14 protein-coding genes are annotated in these 20,946 nt (G+C 68.5%); 8 read left to right on the top strand and 6 right to left on the bottom strand.

Going from position 1 to position 20,946, the window contains the following annotated elements:
• The first annotated feature begins 67 nt into the window (after positions 1-67).
• The 3 genes from B0I29_RS41580 to B0I29_RS41570 all read left to right on the top strand — a co-directional run bounded on the left by B0I29_RS41580 (position 68) and on the right by B0I29_RS41570 (position 4,803).
• Positions 68-568 carry a MarR family winged helix-turn-helix transcriptional regulator gene (locus B0I29_RS41580; protein WP_111654700.1) on the top strand — a complete coding sequence of 167 codons (501 nt, stop codon included), beginning with the start codon at positions 68-70 and terminating at the stop codon, positions 566-568.
• A 189-nt stretch (positions 569-757) separates the two neighbouring features.
• The gene (locus B0I29_RS41575) at positions 758-4,414 is read left to right on the top strand and encodes a CHAT domain-containing tetratricopeptide repeat protein (protein ID WP_111654699.1); all 3,657 of its coding nucleotides are present in this window, start codon (positions 758-760) and stop codon (positions 4,412-4,414) included.
• On the top strand, positions 4,411-4,803 hold the full coding sequence (locus tag B0I29_RS41570) for a hypothetical protein (RefSeq protein WP_111654698.1): 393 nt from the start codon (positions 4,411-4,413) through the stop codon (positions 4,801-4,803). The genes B0I29_RS41575 and B0I29_RS41570 overlap by 4 nt, the downstream gene beginning before the upstream one ends.
• A 74-nt stretch (positions 4,804-4,877) precedes the next feature.
• Here the strand turns inward: B0I29_RS41570 and B0I29_RS41565 are convergent, their stop codons facing one another.
• A complete protein-coding gene (locus B0I29_RS41565; RefSeq protein WP_111654697.1) occupies positions 4,878-6,032 on the bottom strand; it encodes an ROK family transcriptional regulator in 1,155 nt (384 codons plus the stop codon).
• Between the two features lie 107 nt (positions 6,033-6,139).
• Here B0I29_RS41565 and B0I29_RS41560 point away from each other — a divergent pair, with 107 nt between their 5' ends.
• The 3 genes from B0I29_RS41560 to B0I29_RS41550 are packed head-to-tail and all read left to right on the top strand — an operon-like array spanning position 6,140 to position 11,459.
• Positions 6,140-8,224, top strand: coding sequence for an alpha-galactosidase (locus tag B0I29_RS41560; protein WP_111654696.1), 2,085 nt, complete (start codon positions 6,140-6,142; stop codon positions 8,222-8,224).
• Positions 8,225-8,244: 20 nt separating this feature from the next.
• The gene (locus B0I29_RS41555) at positions 8,245-9,204 is read left to right on the top strand and encodes an acetylxylan esterase (protein WP_111654695.1); all 960 of its coding nucleotides are present in this window, start codon (positions 8,245-8,247) and stop codon (positions 9,202-9,204) included.
• Positions 9,201-11,459 carry a glycoside hydrolase family 95 protein gene (locus tag B0I29_RS41550; protein ID WP_111654694.1) on the top strand — a complete coding sequence of 753 codons (2,259 nt, stop codon included), beginning with the start codon at positions 9,201-9,203 and terminating at the stop codon, positions 11,457-11,459. Before B0I29_RS41555 ends, B0I29_RS41550 begins: the two co-directional genes overlap by 4 nt.
• Before the next feature lie 120 nt (positions 11,460-11,579).
• Here the strand turns inward: B0I29_RS41550 and B0I29_RS41545 are convergent, their stop codons facing one another.
• The 5 genes from B0I29_RS41545 to B0I29_RS41525 all read right to left on the bottom strand — a co-directional run bounded on the left by B0I29_RS41545 (position 11,580) and on the right by B0I29_RS41525 (position 16,960).
• On the bottom strand, positions 11,580-12,182 hold the full coding sequence (locus tag B0I29_RS41545; protein ID WP_111654693.1) for a YdeI/OmpD-associated family protein: 603 nt from the start codon (positions 12,180-12,182) through the stop codon (positions 11,580-11,582).
• 17 nt (positions 12,183-12,199) lie between these two features.
• Positions 12,200-13,276: a carcinine hydrolase/isopenicillin-N N-acyltransferase family protein gene (locus tag B0I29_RS41540; protein ID WP_111654799.1), complete on the bottom strand. Its 1,077-nt coding sequence runs from the start codon at positions 13,274-13,276 to the stop codon at positions 12,200-12,202.
• Positions 13,277-13,362: 86 nt separating this feature from the next.
• The gene (locus tag B0I29_RS41535) at positions 13,363-15,033 is read right to left on the bottom strand and encodes a type 2 periplasmic-binding domain-containing protein (protein ID WP_245973168.1); all 1,671 of its coding nucleotides are present in this window, start codon (positions 15,031-15,033) and stop codon (positions 13,363-13,365) included.
• A gap of 26 nt (positions 15,034-15,059) precedes the next feature.
• Entirely contained in the window at positions 15,060-15,971 is a 912-nt protein-coding gene (locus tag B0I29_RS41530) for a carbohydrate ABC transporter permease (protein ID WP_111654798.1), read from the bottom strand.
• On the bottom strand, positions 15,968-16,960 hold the full coding sequence (locus tag B0I29_RS41525) for an ABC transporter permease (RefSeq protein WP_111654691.1): 993 nt from the start codon (positions 16,958-16,960) through the stop codon (positions 15,968-15,970). Before B0I29_RS41525 ends, B0I29_RS41530 begins: the two co-directional genes overlap by 4 nt.
• 102 nt (positions 16,961-17,062) lie before the next feature.
• Here B0I29_RS41525 and B0I29_RS41520 point away from each other — a divergent pair, with 102 nt between their 5' ends.
• Together B0I29_RS41520 and B0I29_RS41515 are read left to right on the top strand one after the other, a co-directional pair.
• On the top strand, positions 17,063-18,214 hold the full coding sequence (locus B0I29_RS41520) for an ROK family transcriptional regulator (protein ID WP_111654690.1): 1,152 nt from the start codon (positions 17,063-17,065) through the stop codon (positions 18,212-18,214).
• Between the two features lie 89 nt (positions 18,215-18,303).
• Positions 18,304-20,748 carry a X2-like carbohydrate binding domain-containing protein gene (locus B0I29_RS41515; RefSeq protein ID WP_245973167.1) on the top strand — a complete coding sequence of 815 codons (2,445 nt, stop codon included), beginning with the start codon at positions 18,304-18,306 and terminating at the stop codon, positions 20,746-20,748.
• The last annotated feature ends 198 nt before the right edge of the window (positions 20,749-20,946 follow it).

Genomic DNA, 20,946 nt, shown 5'->3' with positions numbered 1-20,946 from the left:
GTACTTACAACAAATAACGTACGCGCCAATAGTTGTAGGTGCAACTTTATTCGGGGAGGATGTAACCGTGGACACGGAGTGGCTGGACCAGGAAGAACTAACCGCTTGGGTACGCCTCGCGGCGGTGCTGGAGCTACTCCCCGGAGTTCTCGACTCCCAGCTGCGGCGCGACGCCGGCCTGACGCACTTCCAGTACTACGTGCTGGCCATGCTCTCCGAAGCACCCGAGCGGACACTGCGGATGACGGCGCTGGCCGCACAGACCCACGCCACTCTCCCCCGGCTCTCCCACGTGGCGCAGCGACTGGAGGACCTCGGCCTGGTGGAACGGTTCCCGTGCCCGCAGGACGCCCGGGCCACCAACATCCGGCTCACGCCCACCGGCTGGCAGAAGGTCCAGGACAGCGCTCCCGGCCACGTCGCCAACGTCCGGCAGCACGTCATCGACGCTCTGACCCCCGAACAGATCAGCGCGCTGACCGGGATCACCGACGCCATCCTGCACCGGATCGACCCGGACGCGAGCATGTCGGCAACGTACCGCCGTTACGACCCGGTGGTCAGCTAGGTCGGCGGGCCTGATGCTCCACTGAGGGCTGCCGTTCGCGGGTGGCCGGAGTGAATGGCCGGTTTGGTGGGTTGTGGCGGTTGGCGTGGTGCAGCAGTGTGACGGGGTGTTGTCTGCGCCTCAACCCTTAGTGATCTTGGACTGTGTTGGTTTGCCGGTGCCGGCCGAGTTGGCCGGAGGACGCCGGCGATGACGGATCGGTTGCTGATCGATCTGTCCGATGACAGCCGGGTCACGGTGTCGGCGCTCGGTGATGTGGCAGGTGAGCTTCCGGAGCCTGCCGAGCCGTTCCTCCTGGACTGGCCGTGGGACGCGGCTGATGCCGAGGAGTTGCGCTGGTATCTGGAGGACTATCTGCGTAACCCGTACGCGGTGTATCAGGACCGCGGTGAGCGGGCGGCGCAGCGGTTGACCGAGTGGGGTCGGGCAGCGTTCACGGCGGTGTTCGACGGTTCCCGTGCGGCCCGCGACGCCTATGTGAAGCTGCGTCTACAGGGTGGCCCGGTCGAGGTGGTGATTCGCTCGGCAGCGGCGCACCAGCTGAGCCTGCCGTGGGAGCTGTTGACCGATCCCACCCGTCCGGCACCCCTGGCCCTGGACGGAGTGCGGATTCGCAGGGCGCTCCCTGCCGCTGACTTGGGGGGCACGTTCGCCGTCGCTGGTGAGCGGTTGCGGGTGTTGATGGTGATCTCGCGGCCCGCCGGTGACCGAGACGTGGGCTATCGGATGGTGGCCCGGCCGTTGATGCACCGGTTGGAGGCGGTCCGCGGCGATGTCGACCTCGTCGTATTGCGTCCACCGACCTTGGACCGGTTGCGGGAGGTGCTGGCTGAGGCGCGGGCGGCCGGGCAGCCGTTTCAGGTGGTGCACTTCGACGGCCACGGCTCATTCAGCGACCGCCCAGCCCTGGTCGCCTCCGGTATCCCCGTGACCTTGCACGGGTCGGCACCGCAAGGGGTGCTGGTGTTCGAGAAGCCTGGCGGTGGCGCGGACCGGGTACCCGCCGACCGGGTTGCGGCGGCGCTGGGCGAGGCGCAGGTCCCGGTGGTTGTTCTCAACGCCTGCCAGTCCGGCGCGCTGGGCCGCGACGTCGAGGCGGCGGTCGCGACGAGGTTGCTGCAGCAGGGCGCGGCGGCTGTGGTGGCGATGGCGTTCAGTGTGTACGCGGTGGCCGCCGCGGAGTTCATGACCGCCTTCTATGAGCGGCTGTTCGCCGGCGGGCAGGTCGCCGATGCGGTGAGTGCCGGGCGGGCCCGGCTGGCCGACCGCAACACTCGCCCCAGTCCGAAAGGGTTGCTGCCACTGCAGGACTGGCTCGTCCCGGTCCTGTATGCCCGTCAGGATGTCAGCTTCCCCCACCTGCACCGCTTGCCGGCCAGCACCACGGCGTCGTTGGGGCAGATCCTCGATGACGTGCGGCAACAGCCTGACAGCGGCCAGCAGGGTGATCCGCTGGCCGCCATCGGAGGATTCGTCGGCCGCGACGGACTCTTCTACGACCTCGAAGTCGCCACCCGCCTGCAGAAGGTGGTCCTGTTGCAGGGTCCGGGCGGGACCGGCAAAACCGAGCTGGCGAAGGCGTTCGGGCGTTGGTGGCGCGACACAGGCGGCGTCGACAAGCCGGACTGGGTCATCTGGCACTCGTTCGAACCGGGTCTGGCCTCGTTCGGCCTTCCCGGTGTCCTGGCCGCGATCGGGCGGCAGGTGTTCGGCGCGCCGTTCAGCCAGCTCGACGACGACGAGCGGCGCGACGCGGTGCTACGGGTGATGGCCGAGTACCGGTTGTTGCTGATCTGGGACAACTTCGAGTCCGTGCACTCCATGCCGGACCCCACCGGCGCCACCCCACCGTTGGACGAGGCCGGCCGCCAGCAAATGATCGACTTCCTCACCGCTGCCGCGACCGGTGCGAGTGCGGTGCTCATCACCAGCCGCAGCACCGAACAGTGGCTCGGTGACATCCGGCGGATCGAGGTCACCGGGCTGGGCCGGGAGGAAGCCGACGAATACACCGACGACCTGCTAGAACCCTACCCACGCGCCACCAAACGCCGCAGTGACCTGGCGTTCGCTGATCTGATGACCATGCTGGCCGGACACCCGTTGAGCATGCGCCTGGTCCTGCCCCACCTGGACACCACCGATCCGGGCGCCATCCTGCAAGACCTGCGCGACACCGGCGGACATCTGCTCGGCGAGGATAGTAAAGGCCGGATGGGGTCACTGGCCGGCAGTATCGCCTACTCCTACCAGCACCTCACCCCCGAGCAACAAGAAGCATTGCTGGTGCTCTGCCTGTTCCACAGTGCCACCGACGCCGGCGTACTCGGTGTCCTCTCCACTATGGCGAACGTCCCGGAACAGTTCCGAGACCGCAGCAGCGCAGACTGGGTCGCGCTGCTGGACCGGGCCACCGAACTCGGGCTGGTCACCGCGCTGGGCGCAGGCATGTACACCATCCACCCCGCCCTACCCGCCTACCTCGCCGCCCGCTGGCAACACCAACAACCCGACTACCCCAGCCAGCGGGCCGCAACCGAGTCAGCCTTGCTGGACGCCCACACCGCCTTCGCCGGATGGTTGCGCCAGCAGATCAGCGGCGGCGACGCCGGACTAGCGTTCACGGTTATCCGCGTGCAACGGCACACCCTGGGAGCGATGCTCGGCTACGCCCTGCACACCAACCGCCACAACGAGGCGACAGCCATCGTCCAGGTGTTGTCGAGTTACTGGGACGCCGTGGGCCTGGACCAGGAAGCTCGTGGGTGGACCGACCGTATCCAACACGCCACGGAAAGTCCTGACGGCTCCCCACCGCCCCTGGACACCCCCGCCGGCCGGCTGTGGCTTTTCATCGTCGGCGAACACGCCAGCCGCCAAGCCGCCGCGCATCAACTCGACGCCGCCGAACGCACCTATCGCGACATCCGCGAGATGCTCAACACCCAACCCGACACCCGCACTCGATCCAGCTACCTCGCCACTTGCTATCACCAACTCGGCGTGGTCGCCGAGATGCGCGGTGAGCTGGATGCTGCCGAGCAGTGGTACCAGCAGTCACTAACCATCAACGAGCAACTCGGCGACCAGCCCGGCATGTCCACCAGCTACCACCAACTCGGCAGGGTCGCCGAACTGCGGGGTGAGCTGGATGCTGCCGAGCAGTGGTACCAGCAGTCACTAACCATCAACGAGCAACTCGGCGACCAGCCCGGCATGTCCACCAGCTACCACCAACTCGGCAGGGTCGCCGAACTGCGGGGTGAGCTGGATGCTGCCGAGCAGCGGTACCAGCAGTCACTAACCATCAACAAGCAACTCGGCAACCAGCCCGGCATGGCCCGCAGCTACCACCAACTCGGCATCGTCGCTCAACTGCGGGGTGAGCTGGATGCTGCCGAGCAGTGGTACCAGCAGTCGCTCACCATCGAAGAGCAACTCGGTAACCGGCCCGGCATGGCCACCAGTTACGGGCAGCTCGGCATCGTCGCTCAACTGCGGGGTGACCTGGATGCTGCCGAGCAGTGGTACCAGCAGTCGCTCACCATCGAAGAGCAACTCGGTAACCGGCCCGGCATGGCCACCAGTTACGGGCAGCTCGGGCTGCTCGCCGAAGCCCGCGGGGCATCCCGGAAAGCCCTGGAATGGACGATCCGCTGCGTCACCCTGTTTCCGGTATTTCCGCACCCGGTCACCGGCCCGGCACCACACCACCTTGCCCGGCTCACCACCGCACTCGGGTGGGACACCCTGCACCAGGTGTGGCGCGACGTCACCGGCCAGCAACTGCCCCAGTCCGTCATCGACCACATCCGCACTATCCAGAACAAAGGATCCGCCACATGACCGAACCGATCGCCACCGTCGCCCGTGCTGTCGCCGCCCAGCTCACCGACCGCTACGGGCCGCGCCTACCCGGTGACGTCGAAGCCGCCCTGCACCAGCCCCAAACCCGGCCCGAGCAGTATCTCGACCCGGTCTCGATCGGCGGCCTGGTCGTCTCCGTCGCCACCCTCGCCTGGACGATCTACAAAGACCTGAGCAAATCAACACCCGAACCTAAACCCCACGTCATCACCCGCACGATCCGCCTGCAGCTCCCGGCTACCACCGACATCAACCCCGACGACCGCGACCGCATCATCGACGCCGTCGTCACCGAAACCCTCCACGCCGCCGAGCAGGCACCGCCACAACCCAGCATCGAAGCCGACCAAGAACAGCGTGGGCCATGAACCCAGCAGGTCTGACCTGATCAGATAGGCCTAAGCATCGGGCATTTCGCAGGCCGGATACCGCATCAAAGATCTCAGGACGCGACCAGCGCCTTGATGCTGACGGCGGCCGCCCCCCGCGCCCACTCCTCGAACGGCAGCGGCCGGATCGACAACGGGCACTCCGCGGCCGCGCCGAACGCCTGGCGCTGGAAGCTGGCCCGGATGTGTGGCTCGAACAGGTCGTACGCCGACAGGCCCTCGCCGGAGACGACGATCCGGGCCGGGCCGACCAGGTTCGCCACCGCGGCGATGCCGGCGCCGATCGCGGTGCCGGCGCGAGCGAACACGGCACCCACCGCGGCGTCACCCGAGCGGGCCAGCGAAACCGCGTCGGAGAACGTGAGCGAAGGCCGGCCGCTGACCGCCCTGGCCTGGCTCACGATCGCGTCGGCGCCGGCGACCGCCTCGACACAACCGCGGCTGCCGCAGTGGCAGTCGGGCCCGTTCACGTCGAAGCTGATGTGCCCGATCTCGCCGGCCACGCCGTGTGCGCCGGAGACGATCCGGCCGTTGACGACCAGGCCGCAGCCTATGCCGGCGCCTACGGTGACCAGGGCGAACGAGTCGGCGCCCACTCCCTCACCGAACCACTGCTCGGCGGTGGTCAGCGCCTTGACGTCGTTCTCGACGGTCACGGTGAGGCCGGTGGTCTTCTCGGCGCGTTCGGCCAGCGCCACGTCGTGCCAGCGCAGGAACGGCGAGTACCGCACCAGACCGGTGGAGTGGTCGACGTCGCCGGAGACGGCGAGGCCGAGCCAGCGGGTGCGGGCCCGGTAATCGCCCGGTCCGTCGAGCAGGTCGCCGACGAGTTCGCCGAGCTGGGTGAGCACGTGGTCGACGTCGGCCGCGTCCAGCCGGCGGTGTGCTGAGGCGCGGACCTGGGCGCGCAGGTCGCAGACGACGCCGATGAGCTCGTCGCCGGTAATCTTGACGCCGACGAAGAACTCCCGATCTGCCCGGATGGCGAGAGGGCTGGCCGGGCGGCCCGCGCCGGGCCCGGTCCGCTCGGTCGCGGCCAGTTCTTCGAGGTAACCCGCTTCGATGAGCGGACGCGCCGCCTTGGTGACGGCGGCGGAGGACAGGCCGAGACGGCGGGCGAGGGCGACCCGGCTAATCGGTCCCTCGGTCAGGACGGTCGTGAAGACGGCCGTGACCGCGGGCGCGACGCCCTCGGCGGCGGGAAACATACCGGAAATCTATGCTCAATAATTTCCTTCGTCAAGTATTGATTTCGCCGGGAAAACGTACTTAGGCTCCTGCCGCACTGAACACCCTCTTCACATCGAGGAACCAGATGCCCGACCTGCGGTACGTGCCCGAGCAGCGCCTCTGGTTGCTGCACACCCCCTCGACCGTGTACGCCGTCGGCCTCGACGACGACGACAACGTGCGCCACCTGCACTGGGGTGCGCGCCTGACCGAGGCTCAGATAGGGGAACTGGCCCGGCGCGCACCGGCAGAAGGCAGCAGTTTCGACACCGCCGGCGGCCCGGAGGAGTTCGGCGCGGAGGGCGGCGCGCGGTTCGGCCCGCCCAGCCTGCAGGTGCGTTTCGCCGACGGCAGCCGTGGCGTCGAGTGGCGGTACGCCGGCCACGACACCGACGACGGCCACCTGAGCATCCACCTCGACGATCGGCACTACCCGCTGCGTGTCACCCTGCACTATCGGGTGCACGACGACAGCGACGTGATCGAGCGGTGGACATCCATCGCGAACACGGGTAAAAAAATCGTCATCCAGCGCTGCGACAGCGCTGCATGGACCCTGCCGCACCGCGGCAGCTACCGGATGAGCCACCTGGTCGGCGGATGGAACAGTGAGTTCCGGCTGCGCCGCACCGATGTGCCGGTCGCCGAGACCGTCTTCACCAGCCGGACCGGCCTGACCAGCCACCAGGCCAACCCCTGGCTCGCCCTGGACGACGGCAGCGCCTCTGAGGAGCACGGCGAGGTGTGGAGCACCGCACTGGCCTGGAGCGGCAGCTGGCGGATCACCCTGCACCGCGGTCCGACCGGCCGCACCACCTGGACCGGCGGTCACGGCCACGAAGGTCTGACCTGGACTCTGGACAAGGGCGAGACCCTGCGTACACCGGTGTACGCCGGGCTCTACACCGCCGGCGGATTCGGCGCGGCCAGCCGGGCCTGGCACGCGTACGTCAGCCGGCACGTGCTCGCACAGCCCGCGGAGACACGACCGGTGCTCTACAACTCGTGGGAGGCCACCGGCTTCGACGTCGACGAGGCCGGGCAGACGGCCCTGGCCGCGCGCGCCGCCCGGCTCGGCGTCGAGTTGTTCGTCGTCGACGACGGCTGGTTCGGCAAACGGGTCAACGACCACGCCGGGCTCGGTGACTGGACGCCCAACCCGGACCGCTTCCCGCACGGCCTGCGACCGCTCGCCGACGAGGTGCACCGGCTCGGCATGCTGTTCGGTCTGTGGGTCGAACCGGAGATGGTCAACCCCGACAGCGACCTGTACCGGGCCCACCCGGACTGGGTGCTGCACACCGCGCACCGCGGCCGCACCGAGATGCGCAACCAGCTCGTGCTGAACCTCGCCCGGCCGGACACCGCCGCCTGGGCGCACGCCTGGCTCGACCGGCTGGTCGCCGACAACGACATCGACTTCCTCAAGTGGGACGCCAACCGCGCGTTCACCGAGGCCGGATGGCCCGGCCACGCCGACCCCGATCGGCTGTGGCTCGACCACACCCGGGCGGTCTACCAGATCATGGACCGGCTCCGCGCCGACCATCCGCGCCTGCGCATCGAGGCCTGCTCCGGCGGTGGCGGGCGGGCCGACCTCGGCATCCTCGCGCGTACCGATCAGGTGTGGACCTCGGACAACACCGACCCCGTCGACCGGATCGGCATCCAGGACGGCTTCAGCCAGCTCTTCCCCGCACAGGTCATGGGCGCCTGGGTGACCGACAGCCCCAACGTCGCCACCGCCCGCCGGACGCCGCTGCGGTTCCGGTTCCACGTTGCCATGGCCGGCGCGCTGGGCATCGGCGGTGACCTGACCACCTGGCCGGAGACCGAGCTGAAGGAAGCCGCCGAACTGATCGAGGTGTACAAACGCATCCGGCCGGCGGTCCAGCACGGCACGGCGTACCGGATGGCCGGCGACGGCACGCTGAGCGCTGTCGGTTACGCCTATCAGGACCAGTTCGTCGTCCTGGCCTGGTGCCCGTCGCGGCCCTTCGGTCATGACCCGGCGCCGCTGCGGCTGACCGCGCTCGACCCGGCCGCTTTCTATCGCGACACCGAGTCCGGTGCGGTTCATTCCGGGGCCGTGCTGCGGGAGTCGGGTCTCCTCCTCGACCTGCCCAAGGGTGATCATGCCAGCGCCGTGGTCCAACTCATCCGCATTTAACCCCATAAAAGGTGATACACGTGGCTATGTTTGATCTCCCCCTCGATCAACTCCGCGACTACCGCCCCGAGCTCACCGAGCCGGACGACTTCGACGGATTCTGGGCCCGCACGCTGACCGAAGCCCGCGAGCACGACCTGGCAGCGAAGATCACGCCGGTCGACGCGCTGCTGCCGGGCGTGCGCGTGTTCGACGTGCGCTACAACGGCTACGGCGGCCAGCCGGTGGCCGCCTGGCTCCTCGTGCCCGCCTCCCAAGAGGCCGAACCAGTGCCGTGCGTCGTCCAGTTCATCGGCTACGGCGGCGGCCGCGGCCGCCCCCACGAATGGCTGCTCTGGCCCGCTGCCGGGTACGCCGTACTGGTGATGGACTCCCGCGGTCAAGGCGACGGTGACACCCCCGACCTGCCCGGCGACAGCACACCGCACCACTCCGGTCTGCTGACCCGCGGTGTGCTCGACCCCGAGCAGTACTACTACCGCCGCCTGTTCACCGACGCCGTCCGGGCCGTCGACCTGGCCGCCACCCTGCCCGAGGTGGACCCCGCCCGGATCGTGGTGGCCGGTGCCAGCCAGGGCGGCGGCATCGCCCAGGCTGTGGCCGGTCTGCATCCCCGGGTCCGCGGCGCGCTGATCGACGTGCCGTTCCTGACCCATTTCCGGCGGGCCACCGAGATCACCGACTCCCAGCCGTACCAGGAACTGTCGGTCTTCTGCGCGACCAACCGCGACCTGATCGAACAGGCATTCCACACCCTCGGCTACTTCGACGGCGTCCACCTGGCCGCCCGGGCCACCGCGCCGGCGCTCTACTCCGTCGGCCTGATGGACGACGTCTGCCCGCCGTCCACGGTGTTCGCCGCCTACAACCGCTACGCCGGGCCGAAGCAGATCCAGATCTGGCCGTACAACCGGCACGAAGGCGGCGGCTCCTGCCAGGCGCCGGTCCAGCTCCCCTGGCTCCGGGACGTGCTCGCATGATGTCGCTCGTCTATGACCGGCCGGCGGGACGCTGGTTCGAAGCACTGCCGATCGGCAACGGCCGGCTCGGCGGGATGGTCCACGGCGGTGTCGGCACCGAGATCCTGCGGCTGTCCGAGTCGACCGCGTGGTCCGGCGCGCCCTCCGACACCGACGTCAGCCCGACCGCGTCCCGCGAGCTGCCGGTCATCCGCCGGCTGCTCTTCGACGGCGAGCACGGCCAGGCGCAACGGCTGGCCGCCGAGCATCTGACCGGCCGGCCCACCTCGTTCGGCACCAACGTCCCGCTCCCCCGCCTGCGCCTCGACTTCGACAGCGACTCGTCCACGGCTTACCGCCGCGAACTGGATCTCGACACCGCCGTCGCGACCGTCGCCTTCGATCAAAATCAGACCCATTTCGTACGCGAGACGCTCGCCTCCCACCCGCATGGCGTGATCGCGATGCGGCTGACCGCGGACCGGCCCGGGTCCATCAGCTTCACCGCCAGGCTGGACGACACCGTGCTGCCCGGCACGTTCACGAGCACGCCGGACGGCCTCGCGTTCAGCGGCCAGGCCGTCGAGAAACTGCACAGCGACGGTACGCAGGGCGTGGCCGTCGAGATCCGCGTCCGGTTCGAGATCGAGGGCGGGACGCTGCACAGCGATGCCGGGACGGTCACCATCACCGGCGCGGACTCGGCTGTCGCGTACGTCGCTGCCGGTACCGACTGGGACGGTTTCTCCAGCTTGGTCCCGGTGACTGCGGACTTCGACACGATTCGCGCCGCCCACATCGCGGACCACCAGCGGCTGATGCGGCGGGTGTCGATCGACCTCGGCGACCCGGTCGACCTGCCCACCGACGCCCGCCGCGAGCGTCTGGCCCGCGGCGAACGCGACGACGACCTGATCGCCCTGTACTTCCAGTACGGCCGCTACCTGACCATCGCCGGCTCGCGGGCCGACTCGCCGCTGCCGCTGGCGCTGCAGGGTGTGTGGAACGACGGGTTCGCCAGCAGCATGGGCTGGGCCAACGACTTCCACCTCGACATCAACACCCAGCAGAACTACTGGGCGGCCGAATCGACAAACCTCGCCGAATGCCACGAACCGCTGATCCGGTTCGTCCAGCGCCTCGCCGAGACCGGGCGAAGCACGGCACGGCAGATGTACGACGCGGACGGCTGGGTCGCGCACACCGTCACCAACGCCTGGGGTTACTCAGCCCCCGGTAGCGGCATCGGCTGGGGCATGAACGTCACCGGCGGGGCCTGGATCGCCCTGCAGCTGTGGGAACACTACGAATACCAGCCGGACGAGCGGTATCTGCGCGAGCAGGCGTACCCGGTCCTGCGCGACGCCGCGCTGTTCCTGCTGTCCTATCTGGTGCCGGAGCCGGCCACCGGCCGGCTGGTGGCCGGGCCCGCCGAGTCCCCGGAGAACTGGTACCTGGCGCCGGACGGCACCCCGTGCTCGGTCGCGATGGGAGCCACCGCCGACCGAGCCCTGGCCGAGGCGATCCTGCGCATCTGCGGACAGGCGGCTGCCATTCTCGGCGTCGACCCCGACCTGCGCGAACGCGTGGCGGCCGCCCGGGAGCGGCTGACGCCTTTCCGCATCGGCCGGAACGGTCAGTTGCAGGAATGGCTCGACGACTACGAGGAGTCCGATCCCGCCCACCGGCACACCGCGCACCTGATCGCGGTGTTCCCCGAACGGCAGATCACCCCGCGCGGCACCCCGTCACTGGCCAAAGCCGCCGAGATCACCATCGAACGCCGCCAGAGCGCCGACGGCTGGGAGCAGACCGAGTGGGTGGAGGCGAACTTCGCCGCCTTCTACGCTCGCCTGCTCGACGGCGACAAGGCGTTGTTGCACGTCACCCGCCTGATCGGCGACGCCAGCGAGGCGAACCTGCTCACCTACTCGGCCGGCGGCATCGCCGGCGCCGAGCAGAACATCTACTCCTTCGACGGCAACTCCGGCGGCACCGGCGCCATCGCCGAGATGCTGCTGCAGTCCGACGGCGAGGAGATCGAACTGCTGCCCGCGCTGCCGCCTACCTGGCGCGACGGCTCGGTGAGCGGGCTACGCGCCCGCGGCGGCTTCACCGTCGACCTGACCTGGCGCGACGGCCACCTCCACGAGGCCCGCATCCACACCGACCGCCCCGCCCGCACCCGCCTCCGTTACCGCGACACCACCACCGAGATCGCCGTCACCAAGGCGGAGCCGTACCTTCATCGCGCGGCCCTGCTTCCGAACGGATAAGCGGCGAAAGTGGCTACACCCATGGTGGGTGTAGCCACACCCACCATGGGTGTGGCACGAAAGAGCCGCATGGTCCCCTCGGCCGGTCAGGCCGAGGACGCTCGGTAGCGCCGCCGCGCGTCATGAGACCGGAGGCTGGGCCTTCTGTGGGTAGTACGTCTCGTGGCGGGCCAGCATGGCGACGATCTCGACGATCTTCCGCGCGCGGGTCTCCGCCCGTTTGACGCCGTTGACGCGGTGGATGAGAGCGAACCGGTTGGCCTTGGTGAGGACGTCGAACATGGCCTGGGCGGCCGGGACGGCGGCGATGGCGGTGAGCAGGTCGTCCGGTACCACGGCTTCCGACGGCGGGGCGTATGCCGCCGCCCACCGCCCGTCCGCTTTCGCGGCGTCCACCGCGGCCCGGCCGGACGGCAGCATCAGGCCCTGCGCTTCCAGCCGGGCCACGTGCGCGACGTTGCGCTGTGACCAGGAGCTGCGGGCCCTCCGCGGCGTGAACCGGATCCACGAGCTCTCCTCGTCCCGTTTCCGGGCCTGCCCGTCGATCCAGCCGAAGCACAGGCCCTCGTCGACGGCCTGCTGCCAGGTCAGCGTGGTGACGGTGCCGCCTTTTCTGGTCAGGGCCAGCCAGACGCCGGGCGACGCGGCGTGGTTGGCGGACAGCCACGCGCGCAGCGCCTCGCCGTCCGCGACGATCAACTCATCCAGCTCCGCGCTCCCCATGACGGCAGGCTAACCCGCTATCGCGCGGCGAACGACAGGGGCGCGCTGTAACGCTGTCCCGCTTCGATACCGAGCAGGAATCGGACGGTCATCGACGCCGTCGTCGTCCGGTACTCGCTGCGCCAGAGCGTGACAGCCTCCGCCGTGCCGGCCTCTTCGGCGCGGATCTCGTCGAGGGCGGCATGCACCCGCCCGCTGTCCGCCGTGCCGTTCTCCCCGAGCCGCGCGAGATGGCGGAGCCGGGTGTGAGTGCCGCCCGTGGAGTCGTCACCGGGGCCTATCCCGTACGCAATCAAATGATTGGTGACGGCCAGCGGTGCATCCCCGGCGTCGACCACGTGCTCGACGTTGTCGGCCTCGCGCTCCCAGACGAACGCGTCCCCGTGGGCATCAGCGATCAGATAATGGCAGCTGCTGTACCGGGTGTAGTGCTTGGCGCCGTGCAGTTCCTCGCGCGCCTGCTCGGCGGTCCGGCATCGATCCAGCAGGAACCGGGGCAGCTGCGACTCGTCCACGCCGGCCTGTGGTGCGCCCATCGGCCGGATCGTCGCGCCCTGGCCGTCGGCGAGTTCGACGACGGCGAGTCCGGCTTCGTTGATTCCCTCCACGCAGCCGCTCAGGTTGTTGCCGGTGATCGCCACGGAGGACAGCCCGTCCGCCGGGTGCATCTCGACCACATGAGGCCGGGCCAGGGCGGGAAGCCGCTGCCGGGTGTGCGCCGGCGTCGTCGTTTCGATGACCGACTCGTGAATGTCGAAGTTGCGCACGATGCCATCCGGTGGGCACCACACCGCCGAGCATCCTCCCGGCAGCGGCAGGCCGTTCAGGTCGTCGACACACAGCGAGCCGGCGCTCTCCGCGGAGACGCCGAACGCGGCCGCCATGCCCAGCGTGCGCTGGTGATGCTCGGGCCAGTTCGCCGCGAACCAGCGCCGCCGGGCCCGGCCCAGAACCGGCGCCACCGGGCGCGGCGTGGATCCGTAGACATCGGCCGCGGCGCGGGCCAGCGCGAACCCGATCTCCGCCTGGGTGCCGCGCACGACGAGATGAGAGACAACGACAAAATCACCGGGTACGCCCGCGACGGCCGGCATGTCGACGTCTCCTCTGTGTGGCCCGTCCTCTGTCTGGCCCAGCAGAAAGCCCGGCCGGCTGATCGGCAGCCGGCCGGGCTCGCTCGTCACTTCGCGGTGGACTTGTACCGGTCGTACGCCTGCTGGTTGATTTCGAGGTAGCGCTTGAGGCCGACGCCGTCCAGGCCCTGGACGAAGGCGTCCCAGTCGGTGTCGATGTTCTTCGAGCCGGTGATGAAGGCCAGCTGGCCCTGGCTGACGTAGCTGTCCAGGTTGGTCTTCAGGGTCGCGAGCTCGGAGACCTCACCCGGTTCGGTCCAGATCTGCGCCTCCGGGTAGACCTTGGTCAGGTCCACGTTCGGCTCGTACTGCTGCGTCGCCTGGAACAGCCGCCGCTCGAGACCCGCCTCGGCGTAGATGTCCTCCGGCACCGCCTGGGAGTTACGCAGGGCGAGGGTGAAGTTGTACTGGCTCATCGAACCCCAGTTGACGTTCTTCGGCCGCTCGGTGTCCGGCACCGACTTCCAGGTCGGCTTCACGCTCTTGTCGAGCGCGACGTCGGTGGCGCTGGGCTTCACCCAGCCGATGCCCTCGGGCCCGGCGTTGACGGTGATCTGGCCCTCGTCGGTGTAGATGTAGTCGAGCATCTTCAGCGCCGCGACCCGCGCCTCCTTGCTCGACTTGTTGGTCAGCATGAACGTGTAACCGATCGAGGTCGGGTTGTTGTACCCGGTGTAGGCCTTGCCCGCGGGCCCGGTCAGCGGCGGCGCCGCGTCGTACTGCTTGTCGCGGCCGTCCTTGGAGCCGAGCTGGACGAAGATGCCCGGCCACAGCACCGGCGAGGAGCCGAGCTCGACGGCCGCCGGGTTGTTGCCGATGGCCTGCAGCGCCTCGGAGTTCTGGGTGAACGAGGCCTGGTCGATCAGACCGTCCTTGAACAGCGAGGCGATGTACTTCAGGCCCTCACGCCACTCGGGCTTGTCGACCGGGGTGGACACCGTGTCGCCGTCGAGCTGCAACAGCGACGGTACGCCGTTGTTGGCACCGTACGGGGCGTACGCGAACGCGCCCATGAGGTAACCGATCAGGGTGCTGTCCTGCGTATCGGTGCTCATCGGGATCTCGTCGGCCTTGCCGTTCCCGTTCGGGTCCTTGGTCTTGAACGCCGTGAGGACCGTCCGCAGCTCCTCGGTGGTCTTCGGCATCGCCAGGTTCAGCTTCTTCAGCCAGTCCGAGTTGATCCACAGCTTGTTCGGGTACGAGCAGTGGTAGCAGTCGGACCACTGCGGCAAAGCGTAGATGTGGCCGTCGGGCGCGGTGGACATCGCCTTGAGGACCGGGTTGCCGTCCAGCGCCTTCTGCAGGTTCGGCGCGTTCTCCTTGATCAGATCTTCCAGTGGCACCGCGACGCCCTGCTGGCCGAGCTTCTGCACCTCGGTCTTGGTGAACGCGTCGACCCACGGAATCAGCATGAACAGGTCCGGGTAGTCGCCACTGGAGATCGCGATCTGGCGCTTCTCCTTGGCCGGTCCGCCGTCCGTGGTGGTGGTCTGGAACTGGAACTTGATCTTGAATTTGTCGCTCAGCAGCTTGGTGATCTCGTTGGTGTCGAGCTTGGTGTCGGGGTCGGCCGGCGCCAGCGCCGAGATGATGACCTTGTCACCGTCCATCTTCGCCTCGGGAGCGTCGGCCTCCCCGCTGGAGCTGCAGCCCGCCGCGACCAGTGTCGTGGCCGCCGCGAAAGCAATGAATGATCGTCCAGAAAGTCGAGTTCTCATGATTCCTTCCCATTCATTAATTGACGTCAGCCCTTGACCGCACCGACCATCACGCCCTTGGTGAAGAAGCGCGCGACGAACGGGTAGAGGATCAGTACGGGCAGGCTGGAGATGACGATGAGCGCGTACCGCAGAACGTAGGCCAGCTGGATCTGGTGCATCTGCTGGGCGAGATCGGTGGCGCCGGTTCGGGGTGTGTTGAGAAGCAGGATGTTGCGCAACACGATCTGCAGCGGGAACAGATCGGGATCCTTGAGGTACACCAGAGCGTCGAAATAGGTGTTCCACTGGTAAACCGTGTACATCAGGGCGAGCACCGCGAGCAGCGGCTTCGACAGCGGCAGCACGACCGACCACAGGGTTCGCAGCCCGCCGGCGCCGTCCAGCTGGGACGCCTCGTACAGCTCGTCCGGGATGGTGTTGGCGAAGAACGTGCGGGCGATGATCACCTGCCACACGCCGATGGCGCCGGGGATCAGCAGCGCCCACCGGGTGTCCAGCATGCCCAGGTCGTGCACGACCATGTAGGTCGGGATCAGGCCGCCGGAGAACAGCATGGTGAAGATGAGCAGCGTCATGATGACGTTGCGCCCGTAGAAGGTCTTCCGCGACAACGGGTAGGCGATCGCCACGGTCAGCGTGACGCTGATGACCGTGCCGGCGACCGCGTAGATCAGTGAGTTGTAGTAACCGCTGAGGATCTCCGAGTTGCTCAGCGCCGATCGGTACGCCTCCGTCGAGAACTCGACCGGCCAGAAGCTCACCCGCCCGGCGTTGACGGCGGCCGGGCTGCTGAACGAGCTGGCGACGATGTAGATCAGCGGCATCAGCACGAGTGCGAGCAGGATGAGAAGCATGAGCGTGACGACGATCGTGAACACGCGGTCGCCGAACGGCTCACGAATCTTCGGGGCGGAGGGAATGGTCGTCGCGTTCATCGCCACAGTCCGTTTCCGGTGACCCGCTTGGCGACGAAATTGACGGCCAGGAGCAGGCAGAGGTTGACCACGGAATTGAACAGGCCGACAGCCGTGGCCATGCTGAAGTCCGCGTTGATGAGGCCGGTCTTGTAGACGTACGTGGGAATGATTTCGGATTGAGCGAGATTCAGGCTGTTCTGCAACAGATAGGCTTTCTCGAAGCCGATCGCCATCATGTTGCCGACGCCCAGAATCAACATGATCACCGCGGTCGGCATGATTCCCGGCAGGTCGATGTGCCGGATGCGCTGCAGCCGGCTGGCCCCGTCGACCCTGGCCGCCTCGTGCAGCGCGGGGTCGATGCCGGCGAGCGCGGCCATGTAGATGACGGCCGAGTAACCCATCGTCTGCCAGACGTCGGACCACACGTAGATGTGGCGGAAGGCGTCCGGATCGCCGAGGAAATCGATCGGGCCGGCCCCCAGGTGGCCGAGGCCTTCGTTCACGATGCCGGCCCGCGGCGACAGCACGAGGATCGTGATCGAGACGACGACGACCGTGGAGATGAAGTAGGGCGCGTAGGTGACCATCTGCACCGTGCGTTTGAACCACCCGTTGCGGATCTCGTTGAGCGCGATGGCCAACAGGATCGGGATCGGGAAACTCGCCAGGACCAGGTAGAACGCCAGGATGAACGTGTTCTCGAGCAGGGTCAGGAAGACCGGGTTGGTGAAGAGCCGCTGGAAGTTGTCCAGGCCGACCCACGGGCTGCCCCACGGCCCCAGCACCGGGCTGTAGTCCTTGAACGCGATGACGGTGAAGGCCATCGGGATGTACTTGAAGATGACGAAATAGGCGAGCGGGACGGCGGCGAGCAGGTACAGCTGCCAGTGCAGCCGCCAGGACTTCTGCAGTTCGGCCCGTCGGCTGCGCCGGCGGATGAGCGGCTCGGCACGCCGCTGCGTCGCGTCGGCCGGTGGGATCTTGTGGGGGGCGATGGTCGCCATCAGACCTCCTGGCCGATCTCGGGAAACATGGCCGAAACGTAGGCTCAATAATTTCCTTCGTCAAGTATTGATTTCCGTGAGCAGCTGGCCTACCTTTCGGCCATGTTCGCCGAGCCCGAAACCGCCGCCCCGGCGATGACCGCCGTGCTCACGGCCGTGCTGACCGAGGGTCCACTGAGCCGCGTCGGCCTCGCCCGCCGGCTCGGACTCTCGCAAGCCGCCGTCACCAAGGCGGCGCGGCCCCTCATCGACCTCGGCTACCTGCAGGAACTGGCCCCGACCGAGCGGACCGGCCCCGGCGCCGGCCGGCCCGCCAGCCCACTGTCCATCCGAGCCGACCGGGAGTTCTTCCTCGGTGTCAAGATCACCGCCGACGAGCTGATCGGCGTCGTCTGCGATCTCAGCGCCCAGGTGCGGGCGTCGGCCCACCGGCCGCTGACCCACCGCGACGTCGAGCACGTCCTGACCGAGCTCACCCACCTCACGAACAGCCTGCTGGACGAGGGTGGCTACCGGGCCCGCACCCGACGGCTCGGCCTCGCCATCTCCGGCGACGTCGACCGCGGCACCGGCCTGGTGCGGTACTCACCCTTCCTGCACTGGCACGACGTAGCGCTGCGCGAGCTCGCCGAGGCGGCCACCGGGCTGACCGTCGTGGTCGAGAACGACGTGAAGGCACTGACCACCGCCGAGCACTGGTTCGGCGAAGGCGTCGGCGCGGAGTCGTTCGCCCTGGTCACCGTCGGCACCGGCATCGGCTGCGGGCTGGTCGTCAACGGCCGGCTGGTCTCCGGCTCGCACGGTGTGGCCGGCGAGATCGGCCACATCGGCGTCGACGTCAACGGTCCCGCCTGCCACTGCGGCGGGCGCGGCTGCGTGGAGGCCATCGCCGGCGCCGACGCGATCGTCGAACGGGCCCGGCGACTCTCCGGCCACTCGGAACTCACCTTCGACGGCGCGGTCGCCCTCGCCCGCGCCGGCGACCAGCGTGTCGGCGCGGTGTTCACGCAAGCCGGCGACGCCATCGGCTGCGCCATCGCGGCCGTGGCGAACCTGGTCGGTCCGGCTCGCATCGTCGTCTCCGGCGAGGGCCTGGCCGCCTACGACCTGTTCGAGACACCCATCCGCACCGGCTTCGAACGCCAGGCCTTCGGCGCCGCGGCCGCGTGCCCGCTGTCCATCCGACCGCTGCCCTTCGAACAGTGGGCGCGCGGCGCGGCCACCGTCGGCATCCAGGCATTCGTCGCCGCCTGACCCAGCTGTCCCCAAGAACTCCGGCCGGTCCACCGCCGCCCGGCGCTCCACCGCACCCAAAACCGCTCCCGAACACAGGAGATCCGCCCGTGAGAGCCGTTGCTTTAGGCGCCGCGATACTCGTACTGCTGGGCGCGCAATCCGCGCAGGCCGCTCCGAAACCGAGCCCACAACCCGAAGCGCGAGCCGCCGCCGCGCCCGTCACCGCCGAACCGTCCCCAGCGGTGGCCGCGGCCACACCCGACCCGTGGGCGGTCAAGCCGTACATGGGCTGGAGCAGTTACAGCATGCAGGTCTACTCCGGCAACGGTAAGTGGATCACCGCCGACCAGATCATCAAGCAGTCCAACGCCATGAAGGCCAAACTGCAGAAGTACGGCTACAACTACATCAACGTCGACGCCGCCTGGAACGACGGGTTCGACGCCAACGGCCGGCCCAAGCCCAGCACCACCCTGTACCCGCAGGGGCTGCAGAAGGTCATCGACCACGTCCACCGCAATGGCCAGAAGTTCGGGCTCTACACGATCCCGGGCATCTCCCCCGAGGTCTACAACGCGAGCCTGCCGATCGCCGGCGCGCCCGGCTGCACCACCCACGACATCGTCAAGCAGCCGGTGCAGCAGGCCGACTACTGGAACATCGGCTACAAACTCGACTTCACCAACCCGTGCTCGCAGAAGTACATCGACTCGATCGTCGAACTCTTCGCGAGCTGGGGCGTCAATTTCGTCAAGTTCGACAGCGTCACACCGGGCTCCGGGATCAGCGACCTCTCCCTCGACGCCCGCGACGACGTCGCCGCCTGGTCGTCGGCGCTCAAGAAGCACAAGATCTGGTTCGAGCTGTCCTGGGCCCTCGACCCGGCCTACGCCGGTTACTGGCGGTCCAAGGCCAACGGCTGGCGCATCGACTGGGACGTCGAGTGCTACTGCGCCGACGAGGCCCTCACCCAGTGGCAGAACATCGCCCGGCTCTTCCCTCGCCTGGACACCTGGTGGCGGCACGGCGGCAACGGCGGCTGGAACGACCTCGACTCGCTCAACGTCGGCAACGGCACCATGGACGGACTCACCCAGGACGAACGCCGCGCCGCGATGACCCTCTGGGCCATCTCTGCCGCGCCGCTCTATCTCGGCAACGACCTCACCAAGCTTGACGCGTACGGACTCAGCCTGGTCACCAACCCGGAAGTGATCGCGGTCGACCAGGCCGGCACCCCGGCACGCCCGGTCTCCACCGGAACCCAGCAGCAGACCTGGTACGCCCTCAACCCGGACGGCAGCTACACCGTGGCGCTGTTCAACCTCGGCCGCGCCGACAAGGACATCACCGTCGACTTCGCCGACATCGGCCTCACCGGCGCCGCCACGGTCCGCGACCTGTGGGCCCGCAAGGACCTCGGCCGCTTCCCCGCCGCGTTCACCGCCACCACGGTGCCGATCCACGGCGTACGCCTGCTGAAGGTGACGCCGCAGGCCGGCGCCGCGGTCGCCGTCAACGACGACGCCCTGCGTGTCGGTTACCAGGGTGAGTGGACCCGCAACGACGGCAAGGAGGTCGCCGCCACCTCGCAGCCGCTGGCCGTGACGGTCACCGACACCGCCGCCACCAACCCGCCGCCGGCCGGCGGCCCGGTCCGCACGATCGTGCATGACAACACCGACCCGGGCATCGCGTACGCCGGGACGTGGTCGCAGAGCACCGGCCGTGGCATGGGCGACCACAACGACAACGTGCACTACACCGAGCGCAACGGCGACTCGTTCCAGTACACGTTCACCGGCACCGGCATCTCCTACATCACCGAGCTGGACTCCTCGCAGGGCGAGGTCGACATCTACCTCGACGGCCAGTTCGTGAAAACCGTCAACACCGGCCGCGAGCAGGGACAGCCCCGGCTCGTCCAGCAGACCGTGTTCTCGGTGAACGACCTGCCGAACGGCAGCCACACCCTGATGGCGGTCAAGAAGTCGGGCTCGTTCATGCTGCTCGACCGCATCGACGTCCAGCAGCCGGGCCTGCTCGACCCGCCCGCCGCCTCGTTCGCCCGCTCGGCGCCGGCCGACGTCGCGGTGAAGCTGCTGCGCGACGGCAGCGAGTTCACCGGCGTCTCCCGCAACGGCACCGCGCTGCGAAACGGCACCGATTACACCCTGTCGGGCTCGACGGTCACGCTGCGTTCGGCGTACCTCGCCGGTCTTCCGCTGGGTGAGGCGCAGCTGGACTTCGCGTTCCGCGGCGACCACCTGGACGACGTGCACGCCACGACCCGCAACGGCGACTCGGTGTCGTACACGTTCGACGGCACCGGCGTCGAGTGGATCACCGCGACCGCACCCGACCAGGGCCTCGCCGACGTCCTGATCGACGGCAAGAAGGTGAAGCAGGTCAACCTGCACAGCGCCGCCCGCGCCACCCAGCAGACCGTGTTCAGCGTCGCGGGGCTGCGCAAGGGCCAGCACACCATCACGATCGTCAAGGTGTCCGGCGACGTGATGCGCACCGACGTCATCCGTTACCGCACGCGGTGACATAGACCCGGGTGGGCCGGAGCAACGACGCTCCGGCCCACCCGTCTTTCTCAGACCGGACCGCCCACGGACGGGCACACCAGACCTACTACAGGCTCGCCGGGCCCCTATCCGTGATCAGGAGCGCGTCACCATGAGGTACACCGTCTCTATCGAGATCGCCCTGCCGCCGGCACCACGTCGCGAGTCGTGTTGCAG

Origin of the sequence: Actinoplanes lutulentus (assembly GCF_003259845.1) — a bacterium.
GTDB lineage: Bacteria > Actinomycetota > Actinomycetes > Mycobacteriales > Micromonosporaceae > Actinoplanes > Actinoplanes lutulentus.
This window is presented reverse-complemented; position numbering and strand designations above follow the sequence as displayed.